The 11,163-nt window shown below is 68.2% G+C and carries 10 protein-coding genes and 1 pseudogene; 5 read left to right on the plus strand and 6 right to left on the minus strand.

Translation table 11 applies throughout. The features are described from left to right. Positions 1–208: 208 nt before the first annotated feature. The 4 genes and pseudogenes from PK606_RS15190 to PK606_RS15205 form a co-directional block, all read right to left on the minus strand. Positions 209–574: pseudogene (locus PK606_RS15190) on the minus strand (JAB domain-containing protein); the annotation flags it as partial. Positions 575–850: 276 nt separating this feature from the next. Beyond that, complete coding sequence (locus PK606_RS15195; protein WP_324565163.1) at positions 851–1,000, minus strand: hypothetical protein; 150 nt, start codon at positions 998–1,000, stop codon at positions 851–853. 684 nt (positions 1,001–1,684) lie between these two features. Then, positions 1,685–2,931, minus strand: a protein-coding gene (locus PK606_RS15200; RefSeq protein ID WP_324565164.1) for an IS3 family transposase whose coding sequence is annotated in 2 segments (ribosomal slippage) — positions 1,685–2,595 and positions 2,595–2,931 — 1,248 coding nt in all. Because the reading frame shifts where the segments join, the coding sequence is not laid out codon by codon here. 405 nt (positions 2,932–3,336) lie between these two features. Beyond that, the gene (locus tag PK606_RS15205) at positions 3,337–3,465 is read right to left on the minus strand and encodes a hypothetical protein (RefSeq protein ID WP_324565166.1); all 129 of its coding nucleotides are present in this window, start codon (positions 3,463–3,465) and stop codon (positions 3,337–3,339) included. Positions 3,466–3,742: 277 nt separating this feature from the next. Between PK606_RS15205 and PK606_RS15210 the strand changes: the two genes are divergently transcribed. From PK606_RS15210 to PK606_RS15220, 3 genes are all read left to right on the plus strand, one after another. After that, complete coding sequence (locus PK606_RS15210; RefSeq protein WP_324565167.1) at positions 3,743–4,447, plus strand: SDR family oxidoreductase; 705 nt, start codon at positions 3,743–3,745, stop codon at positions 4,445–4,447. Between the two features lie 42 nt (positions 4,448–4,489). Then, entirely contained in the window at positions 4,490–5,410 is a 921-nt protein-coding gene (locus PK606_RS15215; protein WP_324565169.1) for a CoA transferase, read from the plus strand. 160 nt (positions 5,411–5,570) lie between these two features. Then, positions 5,571–7,043 (plus strand): RNB domain-containing ribonuclease, encoded by a 1,473-nt coding sequence (locus PK606_RS15220; RefSeq protein ID WP_324565170.1) that lies wholly within the window; start codon positions 5,571–5,573, stop codon positions 7,041–7,043. 159 nt (positions 7,044–7,202) lie between these two features. Here the strand turns inward: PK606_RS15220 and PK606_RS15225 are convergent, their stop codons facing one another. Further along, on the minus strand, positions 7,203–7,814 hold the full coding sequence (locus PK606_RS15225; protein WP_324565171.1) for a DUF924 family protein: 612 nt from the start codon (positions 7,812–7,814) through the stop codon (positions 7,203–7,205). A 26-nt stretch (positions 7,815–7,840) separates the two neighbouring features. Further along, the gene (locus PK606_RS15230; RefSeq protein WP_324565173.1) at positions 7,841–8,719 is read right to left on the minus strand and encodes an alpha/beta hydrolase; all 879 of its coding nucleotides are present in this window, start codon (positions 8,717–8,719) and stop codon (positions 7,841–7,843) included. A gap of 101 nt (positions 8,720–8,820) precedes the next feature. On the opposite strand from PK606_RS15230, the gene PK606_RS15235 reads away from it, so the two are divergent. Both PK606_RS15235 and PK606_RS15240 read left to right on the plus strand, forming a co-directional pair. Then, positions 8,821–9,702: an NAD(P)-dependent oxidoreductase gene (locus PK606_RS15235; RefSeq protein WP_324565174.1), complete on the plus strand. Its 882-nt coding sequence runs from the start codon at positions 8,821–8,823 to the stop codon at positions 9,700–9,702. A gap of 22 nt (positions 9,703–9,724) precedes the next feature. Continuing rightward, positions 9,725–11,071 carry an NAD(P)H-dependent oxidoreductase gene (locus PK606_RS15240; RefSeq protein WP_324565175.1) on the plus strand — a complete coding sequence of 449 codons (1,347 nt, stop codon included), beginning with the start codon at positions 9,725–9,727 and terminating at the stop codon, positions 11,069–11,071. Positions 11,072–11,163 lie beyond the last annotated feature (92 nt).

An 11,163-nucleotide genomic window follows, 5' to 3' on the forward strand; every position in this document is an offset into this window, starting at 1 on the left:
CTATTGGGCCTCAGGTTTGAGGCTCAGAGGTGTCTAGAAAACCCGAGGCGATTCACGCTTGCGTTGCTGCATGGCGCGGCTAGGCTCTTATTGCTGGCGGATATAGCCGACCAGGCCCGCCTTGAGGTGCTCATACCCCGTCGCTCGTAGCCAATCAGTTATGACCTGCTTTCTCGGTTCTGGATCCTTCATCTCGCACCCAATTGCGCTACACCAACCCCTTTTCAGCCATGCTCAGCGCCTCGCCTGGCGCGACGATGATGTGATCGATCACGCGTACGTCGACCAGCGCCAGCGCGGTCTTGAGCGTCGCCGTGATGACTTCGTCGGCGCGGCTGGGCTGGGTGTTACCGCTGGGGTGGTTGTGCGCCAGGACTACGGCTGCCGCGAAGTGGCGCAGCGCCGCAAGCACCACTTCACGCGGGTGCACGCTGGTCTGCGTCAAGGTGCCGGTGAACATGCGCTCGAAGGCAATCCCGCGGTGCTGGCTGTCCAGGAACAGCACGCCGAAGTGCTCCGACGTTTCGCCGGCGAGCTGCAGGCGCAGGTAGGTCTTGACCGCAGCAGGGTTATCGAGGGCGGCGTGCTTATCGGTGAGCGCGCGGCCAACGATGTCGAGCGCGCGATCCAGTGCAGTGCGCTCGCGGGCGGTGAGTGCGTGGCGGAAGCTGCACGCCCCATCGGCCAGGTTGTAGGCCGGCAGCGGCCGATCCGGCGCCGCCAGGCGGCGCAGCGGGGCCTTACGGGGCTTCGGGGTGGATTGGGCGACGTGCATGGCTCAGCCCCTCCGCAGCTCTGCGCTGGCCTGCTTGAGCAGCGTGAGCGCGCGATTGGTGCGGGCGGTGGCGGCTCACAGATTTTGAGGGGTGGCGTCCTGGCGGACGAAGTAGAGCGCGAGGCTCAACGCGTTTTCAAGCGCGGCCTGCCGCTGGATCGGATCGAGCGCGCGGCCCGGTCGGGCCAGGGGTGCCGCTGGTGCGGCGGTGGTGGCTGTTGCCATGGGTCAATCTCCTGTTTGAGATTTCAAACCCACTCAGCCCGTTTTCACGCGAGCTGGGTGGACGGGATGTTGAAAACACGCAAACAGACGTGCGGGCGGCCTTACGGAGAGCCCCATCCCGCCCGAAACGGCGGCCCGCTGCGCGGCGCAGCTTGGCCAATGTCCAGACGTGACGAAAGCCCGCTCTCGGGGGGCTCGCACCGCTGTTTGATGAAGGTGTTTTCAAGCACCGGCCCCGGTCAGGGGTTGCCCGGGATTGTGATGGAAGGACCGCAGGAGCGTCAAGAGCTTCAACGATTGGCCGGGGGACAAGCCCCCGGCCGTTCGTTAGGTCACGAAGATGAAGATGATGAAGGCAAGCGCCCAGAGGGTCGCCGCTACGTCAAACTTCACATCCACCTTTAGGGTCGATTTCATCGCGTATTTCCGGATGAACTGGCCCCAGCGCTGGGACGCGGTTAAACATCCCTAGGACTTGTATGGCGCCCTGGCTAGCGCCGCCGCTGCGTTACCGCGAATCGACAACGGCATCGGCTTGAACCGTCGCGCCGGACCGGTCCAGCGCTTAGTTGGTCACTATCCGAGACGCCGGTGTGACTCCAAGCGGTGGTTGCCGGCTACCCGTCTACGACGGTCCGCACCTTCAGCAACCTTGCGGGTCGCTGGGGATTTGTGGAGTTGCCCCTATATCTCCGGACATGCGGGCACAGCTAACTGCATTTCGCGCCGACGGAACATTCTCGGCGAGAGCATTCTAAGGGCGCGATGGGGATGAACCTCGTTGTAGTGCTCGAAGGCGGCGTGCAACTGACGCATCACCGTCGCCGCGTCGGTGCGTTCCATCCGCGCTGCGTAGTCGCGCTTGAAGGTCTTCACGAAGCTCTCGGCCATGCCGTTGGACTGCGGGCTGTTGATCGCGGTCGTCAGCGGCACCAGGCCGATCTCGCGCGCGAACCGGCGCGTGTCCTTGGCAACGTAGGGCGAGCCGTTATCGGTCAGCCATTCGATCGGCTGGTGAGGGCCGTCGGCGCCAAAGCGCGCTTCGATCGCCTCGACCATCAGATCGCGCACCATGTTGCCGTCGATTCCGCCGGTGCTCGCGACCCAGCTCATCGCCTCGCGGTCGCAGCAGTCGAGCGCGAACGCGATCCTGACCCGTTCGCTGTTCTCACAACCGATCTCGAAGCTATCCGAGCACCAGCGCACGTTTCTGCGATCGACGGCGATCCGACCGTCGTGGCTGCGTGTGTCGGGCGGCCGACCGGTGTGCCGTTGAAGCAGCAGGCCGTGCTCGCGCATCACCCGGTAGACCCGCTTGTGGTTCGCCCTGCGCAGTCCGGCGGCATCGCGTCGACGGTTCACCAGCGCGCACGCGCGGCGATACCCGTACGAGGCCAGTTCGGTGATCTCGGTCTTCAGCTCGATGAGCAAGGCCGCGTCGTCGGTCGATCGACGGTCGCGACGCCGGTCGCGCCAGGTGCTTGTTCTCTTGGCCCGTTGTGCCGCGTTCGAGCGCGCTACGCCCAGGACTTCGCACACCGTCTTCAACGGTCGTCCCCGGGCAGCAATGGCGAGCGCGCAATCCACTTTCGGTCGCGAGCGAGCTCGACTGCCTCCTTCAGAATCTCGGCCTCGAGCGTCTTCTTGCCGAGCAGCCGCTGCAGCTCGCGGATCTGTCGCCGTGCCGCTTCCAGCTCGGTCGCAGGAACCACCGATACGCCCGAACCTACGGCCGCGAGCGCACCGTCCTTCTCGAGCCTGCGCCAGTGGAACAACTGGTTCGGGTTCACGCCATGCTGTCGCGCCACGAGCGACACCGACATCCCAGGCTCGTACGTCTGGCGCACCATCGACAGCTTCTCGGAGGCCGTCCACCGCCTGCGGCGCTGGACGGCCAACACTTCGACTTCTTTGCTCTTCGGACTAGTCATAGACACAGCTCTTTGCCTACCTCTTAGGTTAAGACAGAACATGTGTCCGGAGATTCAGGGGGCTACTTCAATTTGGCCTAATCCCAGCGGGAGTGTATGTGGTGTGAGGGCGTGCGCCAAGGGCAAACCTCTCGCGCTCGTTTCCACATCAGTACGTGTGAGGGTGAATCAGTACAGGAAAGAGAGGAAGGATCAATCTATCAATGAGTGAGTGTCTTCACTCTGTCTTCAGTTTGTCTGCACTTTGTCTGCACTACCGAATCGGGCGCTAACCCGCATGGATGCTTGCTGTAGTGCTATCTGTCCACATGTCTGCAGTGCTTTTGCGTTTTCTAGGCCGTCCCAAACGCTCACAGGAACAAAAAAGCGCCCTTTCGGGCGCTGGTGCAGGCGTATGCCTCGCCTTCAGGCGCTGCGCTGGGCCATTGGGATGACATTGCCGCCGGTGCGGCGGTGGTCGAGCAGATCGGCCCACCACTGCATCAGGCGGGCGCGTTCGGCGTTGTAGGTGGCGCGGTGGTAGGCGGCGCGCACCCGGCACCATCTTAAAGTCCGCACGGTTCAGCCGATGCGCGGGCTTCTTGTTTGTCCCCAGGCACAACGCTGTTTCCCCAGCAACTCCGGCCCGTCCGACGGCTGTCCGAGTATGCATGAAGTCGGCGCATCACCCGAGCCGGTGGCGTGCATCGGGGAGCTCCAGGCATCAAGCCACGCTGCTTGCGCGTTCGTCATTCAGGCGGCATGGGCGAGTGATGACACGCGGCCCCGTTAACATGCCTGCTTCTTCAGTCCGCCCGAGGAGCAGCACGCCATGAGCCCACAGAAAGTCGCCCTGATCACCGCCGGTGGCAGCGGCATGGGCGCCGATGCCGCGCGCCGGCTGGCGCGCGACGGCTTTCGCGTCGGCGTGCTGTCGTCATCCGGCAAAGGCGAGGCGCTGGGACAGGAGCTCGGCGGCTTCGGCGTCACCGGCTCCAACCTGGTCACCGACGACGTGCAGCGCCTGGTCGATGGCGCGCTCGAGCGCTGGGGCCGCATCGACGTGCTGGTCAACTCGGCCGGCCACGGGCCCAAGGGCGAACTGCTGGCCATCGGCGACGAGGCCTGGCACACCGGCATGGACGTGTACCTGCTGAACGTGATCCGGCCGACGCGGCTCGTCACGCCGGTGATGCAGCGGCAGCAGGCTGGCGCGATCATCAACATCTCCAGCTTCGCCGCCGTCGAGCCGGACCCGGTGTTCCCCACCTCGGCCGTGTTCCGCGCCGCGCTGGCGGCCTTCACCAAGCTGTACGCCGACCAGTACGCTCCCGACGGCATCCGCATCAACAACGTGCTGCCCGGCTTCATCGACAGCCTGCCCGAGAAGGACGAACGCCGCGCGCGCATCCCGATGGGCCGCTACGGGCGCACGGAGGAAGTCTCGTCGCTGATCGCCTGGCTGGCCTCCGACGAGGGCGCCTACATGACCGGGCAGAATCTGCGCCTGGATGGCGGGCTGACCCGCAGCTTCTGACGCCACGCATCGCACCGCCGCCGCCATTGACAGGATCTCCGCATGGCCACCACCTCGCCTTCCCGTTCCCGTTCGCTGCCCCTGCGCGGCGTGCGCATCGTCAGCCTGGCGCTCAACCTGCCCGGTCCGGCGGCGCTGATGCGCCTGCGCGAGCTGGGCGCGCGCTGCCTCAAGGTGGAGCCGCCGGGGCCCGGCACCACGGCCGCCGGCCGGCCGATCCCGGGTGACCCGATGGGCCAGTACGACGTCGGCGCCTACACGGTGATGCACGAGGGCATCCGCATCGTGACGCTGAACCTGAAGGATGAGCAGGGTCGGGCCCAGCTGGCCAAGGAACTCGCCGTGGCCGACGTGCTGCTGACCTCGTTCCGCCCCTCGGCGCTGGCCAAGCTGGGCCTCGGCTGGCGGCGCCTGCACCGCAGCTACCCGCAGCTGTCGGTGGTGCAGATCGTCGGCGCCCTCGGCGAGCGCGCCGAGGAGCCGGGCCACGACCTGACCTACCTGGCCGAAGCCGGCCTGGTCATCGGCACCGAGCTGCCGCCCACCCTGCTAGCCGACATGGCGGGCGCGCTGATGGCGTCCGAAGCGGTACTCGCCTGCGTCCTGCAGTCGCGCGTCATCGGCAAGGGCAAGCGCCGGCAGGTGGCCCTGGCCGACGCCGCGCAGTGGCTGGCGCTGCCGCGCACCTGGGGCCTGACGCTGCCCAGCGGCGCGGTCGGGGGCGCGCACGCCGGCTACCGCGTCTACCCATGCCGGGATGGGCGCGTCGCCATGGCCGCGCTCGAGCCGCATTTCGCCCGCGCGCTGTTCGCGGTTGCCGGCCTGCCGCCACCGGACGTGCGGGCGCCGTTCGCCCCGCAGTCGCACCAGGCCATCGCCACCTGGGTGCTCGGCAAGACCTGCAGCCAGCTCGATGAACTGGCGGTCGAGCACGACATCCCGCTCTACACGCTGCCGCACTGAGGCTGGCACGGCAAGCCACCTCACCGGCCACGCCTGCCCTGGCGGCATGGCCGAGGCCTGCCGATTGGCGGTTTCCGCCGACAGGCGCTGCCCATGGCGCTGGCTATGATGGCCTGAGCACCGGCTCCCGCCGGCTGATTCACGACACGCCAGCAACAGCATGAACCAGCGCCTGCACGCCCACCAGAGAGAAGAACTGGCCGACCTGGCCGTGATCGCCATGCGCGAGCGCGGGCTGGAGCCCGAATTCAGCGCCGCCGTCAAGCGGCAGCTCGATGACATCGACGGCCCGAGCGAGGAAGACGGTGCCGGCATCGTCGACCTGACCGGCCTGCTGTGGTGCTCGATCGACAACGACGATTCGCGCGACCTCGACCAGCTCACGGTGAGCGAGGTGCTTCAGGACGGTTCGGTGCGCATCATGGTGGCGATCGCCGACGTCGACACCCTGGTCGGCAAGGATTCGCCGATCGACCGCCACGCCCAGATCAACACCACCAGCGTCTACACCTCGGCGCGCATCTTCCCGATGCTGCCGGAGCAGCTGTCGACCGACTACACCTCGCTGAACCCGAACCAGGTGCGCGTGGCCACCGTGACCGAGATGGTGTTCCAGCCCGACGGCACGCTGGCACGCAGCACCATCCGGCGGGCGCACGTGCACAACAAGGCGCAACTGGCCTACGACGCGGTCTCGGCCTGGCTGACCGGCGACGGCCCGCTGCCTGAAGCGGCCGACCGCGTCCCGGGCATGGACCAGCAGTTGCGCACGCAGGATTCGGTGGCGCAGCAGCTGCGCGCCAACCGGCGCGAGCAGGGCGCACTGGACTTCCAGACCTTCCAGCCCAAGGCCGAATTCGAGGACGACAAGGTGGTCGCGATCCGCCAGCAGGAGCAGAACCGCGCACGCCAGATCATCGAGGAATTCATGGTCGCCACCAACGGCGTGACGGCGCGCTTTCTGGCCGGCAAGCGCCGGCCCTCGATCCGCCGCGTGGTGCGCTCGCCCGAGCGCTGGGCGCGCATCGTGCAGGTGGCGGCCGAATACGGCGAGACGCTGCCGCCCGATCCCAGCTCGACCGCGCTGGAGCAGTTCCTGGCCCGCCAGCGCCGGCGCGACCCGTTGCGCTTTCCCGACCTGTCGCTGGTGATCGTCAAGCTGATGGGACGCGGCGAGTACGTGGTCGAGCGCCCGGGCGGCCCGCAGATCGGCCACTTCGGGCTGGCGGTGCGCGACTACTCGCACAGCACGGCGCCGAACCGCCGCTACCCCGACCTGATCACCAGCCGGCTCATCAAGGCCGCGCTGGCCGAGGTGAAGTCACCCTACTCGCACACCGAGCTGGAGTTCCTGGCCAACCACTGCACCCGGCAGGAAGACGCCGCCAACAAGGTCGAGCGCCAGATGCGCAAGTCGGAAGCGGCGATGCTGCTCGAATCGCGCATCGGCGAGCAGTTCGACGGCGTGGTGACCGGCGAATCCAAGGGCAACACCTGGGTGCGCATCTTCGAGCCGCCGGCCGAAGGCAAGCTGCTGCCCAGCCGCGACGTACAGGTCGGCGACAAGGTGCGCGCGCGGCTGCTGTCGACCAACGTCGAGCGCGGTTTCATCGATTTCGAGCAGGTCGACTGAGTTCGGAACCAGCGGCCGGGTGTGCCGCTGTGCGCCTTCCCCCGCTGGGGGAAGGCCGGGATGGGGGCTGACCGGTTTGACGATGGGCGCACCGCTGGCCCCCACCCCTGCCCTCCCCCAACGGGGGAGGGAGTTCACCACGGCACCATCAAGCGCCTCTCAGAACCCCGCGCCGGGCTGCGCCAGGTAGTCTTGTTCCGCCGCCGTATTGACGCGCCCGAGGACCGCGTTGCGGTGCGGAAAGCGCCCGAAGCGCTCGATCACCTCCAGGTGCTTGTGCGCGAAGTCCAGCGTGACGGCCAGGAAGTCGGCCGGCTCGGCATCCGGCGCCTCGACCAGGGCACTGAACAGCGCCACGCTGCGCCGCTGCATGGCCAGGTCCTCGGCGTGCTCCAGCGGCAGGTAGCAGAACACGCGCGCCATCGGCGGCAGTGCCTTGTCGTGGCCGCGCTCGATGCCGGCCAGCGCCACGCGCAGGGCCTGCGCATCGCTGGCAAAGGCGTCGGGCTGGCCGCGAAACGCGTTGCGCGGAAACTGGTCCAGCACGATCAGCAACGCCAGCCAGCTTGCCGGATCTTGCGCCCACTGGTCCAGGTGGCCGGCACGCGCGGCCTCGATGGTGGGCAGGAAGCGGTCGCGCAACTCGGCATCGAAGGCCTCGTTCTTCTGGAACCAGCGCGCCTGCTCCTGCTGCATCACCTGCAGGTCCAGCGGATAGGCGCCGAACCAGAATTCCAGCACGTCGGATGGTGTTGCCACGGGCTTGTTCATGTGGTCGATTCTGCCGGCCAGCGCAGTCAGCGCATCAGTTCCAGCGCCAGCCGATGCACGCGGTGCCCCTTGGTTGCCAGCGCATCCAGGATGCTGAAGTGGTTCAACCCCGGCAGCGCCGTCGCCACCGGCACGCGCTCGCGGCCCCAGGCCTGCTGGATCAGCCGGTTCTGGCGCAGGTATTCGCCGCTTTCATCGCCGCCCACCAGCGCGGTCAGACGCCCGGCGTGCAGGGCCGGCAGGCGCGCCGGGCTGGCCTGGCGCACCTGCGCCGGCGTCAGCCGCAGTGCTTCCTGCAGGCTTGGCGTGTGCATCAGCGGCGCCAGGTCGTACAGGCCGGACAGGCCCATGGCACGCTGCACCAGATCGGGCGGCAGTTCGGGATCGAACACGTTCCAGGCGCAGGCCAGCATCATCGCCGCCAGCTGGCCGCCGGCCGAATGGCCGATCACGCTGATGCGCGCCGGGTCGGCGCCCAGCCGGCGCGCGTTGCGCCAGCTCCAGGCCACGGCGCGCAGCATCTGCAGGGTGATCTCGGGAATGCTGGCGCGCGGGCACAGCATGTAGGTCGGCACCACCACCGCCGCACCGGCGTCGTGCAGCAGCGGCGCGATGAAGCTGTGCTGCGACTTGTCCATCGCCTTCCAGTAGCCGCCGTGGATGAACACCACCAGCGGCGCCCGCGCGCCGCGCCGGCCGGCGGGCGCAGGGAAGGCGTCGAGCCTCTCGCGCGGCGCCGGGCCGTAGGCCACGTCGAGCTCGCACGGCAGGCTCTTGCGCGCCAGCGCCGATTGCGCAGCCCAGCGGGCAAAATACCCGCCGTGCTCGGGCACCCGCATGCGGTTGTTGTACATGCGCTCGAGCCACTGGACATCGGGCGCATCGTCGCGGCGCGAAGAGATCATCGGTACGACCATATGACACTATTGTCGCAAACCGTGACCGCGCCCCGTCCGGCCGATTTCGGACGTTGAACCATCAGAACACAGGGCAAGCAAGCCGCACTATGACCATTCGAACCCGCGTGAGCGTGCTCGGCATCGGGCGCATGGGCCTGCCGATGGCGCGCCGGCTGTGCCAGGCCGGCTTCGATGTGCACGTGTGGAACCGCAGCGCCGACAAGGCGCAGGCGCTGGCCGCCGACGGCGCCACCGTACATGCCACCGCGGCCGAGGCCGCCGCGGCCAGCCCGCTGCTCATCAGCATGCTGGAAAACGGCCCGGTGGTGGCCAGCGTGCTGTTCGAACAGGGCGCCGCCGCTGCAATGCAACCCGGCAGCCTGTTTCTCGACATGGCTTCGATCAAGCCACGCGAGGCACGCGAGCACGCCGCGCGGCTGGCCGAACTTGGCGTGGGCCAACTCGACGCGCCGGTCTCGGGCGGCACCGTCGGCGCCGAGGCCGGCACGCTGGCCATCATGGCCGGCGGCTCGGCCGAGGACTTCGCCCGCGCGCAGCCGCTGTTCGCCGTGCTCGGCCGCGCCACCCACGTGGGCCCGGCCGGCGCCGGCCAGCTCGCCAAGCTGGCCAACCAGATGATCGTCGGCATCACCATCGGCGCCGTCGCCGAGGCGCTACTGCTGTGCCAGAAGGGCGGCGCCGACCCGGCCCGGGTGCGCGAGGCGATCGGCGGCGGCTTCGCCGAAAGCCGCATCCTGCAACTGCACGGCGAGCGCATGATCCAGCGCGACTTCGCGCCGCGCGGCAGCATGGCGGTACAGCTCAAGGACATGCGCAATGCGCTCGAAACCGCCGCCGACATGGGCTTCGCCGCGCCGGTGACGGCGGCGCTGGAGCAGCTGTACGCGGACGCCATCGCGCACGGCGACGCCGGACTCGACCATTCCGGCCTGTTCGTCGAGCTGGCGCGGCGCAACGGCATGGACTGACCTTCTCGACCGGAAACCCACCATGAGCCTCTATTCCAAACTACAACAGCGCGCCGCCGAAGGCCGCCCGATCCGCATCGGCCTGATCGGCGCCGGCAAGTTCGGATCGATGTACCTGGCCCAGGTGCCGCGCACGCCCGGCGTGCAGCTGGCGGGCATCGCCGACCTGTCGCCCGAGGGCGCACGCACGAACCTGGCGCGCGTCGGCTGGCCCGCCGCGCAGACCGCCGTCGCGTCCATCGACGAGGCCATCCGCACCGGCACCACCCACGTCGGCGACGACTTGCAGGCGCTGGTGCGCCACCCGGCCATCGACGTCGTCGTCGAATGCACCGGCCACCCGATCGCCGCCGTCGACCACTGCCTGGCAGCCTTCGCCGAGGGCAAGCACGTGGTCAACGTCACCGTCGAGGCCGATGCGTTCTGCGGCCCGCTGCTGGCGCGCCGCGCGCAAGAGGCGGGCGTGGTCTATTCACTCGCCTTCGGCGACCAGCCGGCGCTGATCTGCGACCTGGTCGACTGGGCGCGCACCTGCGGCTTCCCGGTCGTCGCCGCCGGGCGCGGCCACAAGTGGCTGCCGCACTTCTGCGACAGCACGCCCGAAACCGTGTGGGGCCACTACGGCCTGACGCCGGAACAGGCCACGCGCGGCGGCCTGAATCCGAAGATGTTCAACAGCTTTCTCGACGGCAGCAAGCCCTCGATCGAAAGCACCGCTGTCGCCAACGCCACCGGCCTCGCCGTCCCGTCGGGTGGTCTGCTCTACCCGCCCGGCAGCATCGACCAGATCCCCAACCTAACGCGCCCGCGCAGCGAAGGCGGCGTGCTGGAGGGCAAGGGCATGGTCGAGGTGATCTCGTCGCTGCGCCCGGACGGCACGCCGATCGACTACGACATCCGCATGGGCGTGTGGGTCACCGTCGAAGCCGAGACCGACTACATCAAGCACTGCTTCGAGGAATACAACGCCCAGACCGACGACAGCGGGCGCTACTTCACGCTCTACAAGCGCTGGCACCTGATCGGCCTCGAAGTCGGCATGAGCGTGGCCAGCGTCGCGCTGCGCGGCGAACCGACGGGCGTGGCCACCGGCTGGCACGCGGACGTCGTCGCCACCGCCAAGCGCGACCTCAAGCCCGGCGAACTGCTCGACGGCGAAGGCGGCTACACCGTCTGGGGCAAGCTGCAGCCCGCATCCAGGTCCGTCGCCATGGGCGGCCTGCCGCTCGGCCTGGCGCATGACGTGAAAGTGGTGCGCCCGGTCGCCAAAGGCCAATGCCTGACCTGGGACGATATCGCCATCGACACCGGCACGCATGCGTACAAGATCCGCAGGCAGATGGAAACCCTGTTCACACCCGAGGGCTGAGGCAGCGCTAGAATACGCGCACCTCGTGGGGGGGTAGCTCAGCTGGGAGAGCGCCGCGTTCGCAATGCGGAGGTCGGGAGTTCGATCCTCCT

The organism is Ottowia sp., from assembly GCF_035444425.1.
In the GTDB taxonomy this organism is placed as follows: Bacteria; Pseudomonadota; Gammaproteobacteria; order Burkholderiales; family Burkholderiaceae_C; genus Ottowia.

Bases quoted from the DNA above. Each gene is read 5' to 3' on its own strand.
- PK606_RS15195 (WP_324565163.1), bottom strand. From the start codon at position 1,000: ATGGCAACAGCCACCACCGCCGCACCAGCGGCACCCCTGGCCCGACCG.
- PK606_RS15210 (WP_324565167.1), top strand. From the start codon at position 3,743: ATGAGCCCACAGAAAGTCGCCCTGATCACCGCCGGTGGCAGCGGCATG.
- PK606_RS15215 (WP_324565169.1), top strand. From the start codon at position 4,490: ATGGCCACCACCTCGCCTTCCCGTTCCCGTTCGCTGCCCCTGCGCGGC.
- PK606_RS15220 (WP_324565170.1), top strand. From the start codon at position 5,571: ATGAACCAGCGCCTGCACGCCCACCAGAGAGAAGAACTGGCCGACCTG.
- PK606_RS15225 (WP_324565171.1), bottom strand. From the start codon at position 7,814: ATGAACAAGCCCGTGGCAACACCATCCGACGTGCTGGAATTCTGGTTC.
- PK606_RS15230 (WP_324565173.1), bottom strand. From the start codon at position 8,719: ATGATCTCTTCGCGCCGCGACGATGCGCCCGATGTCCAGTGGCTCGAG.
- PK606_RS15235 (WP_324565174.1), top strand. From the start codon at position 8,821: ATGACCATTCGAACCCGCGTGAGCGTGCTCGGCATCGGGCGCATGGGC.
- PK606_RS15240 (WP_324565175.1), top strand. From the start codon at position 9,725: ATGAGCCTCTATTCCAAACTACAACAGCGCGCCGCCGAAGGCCGCCCG.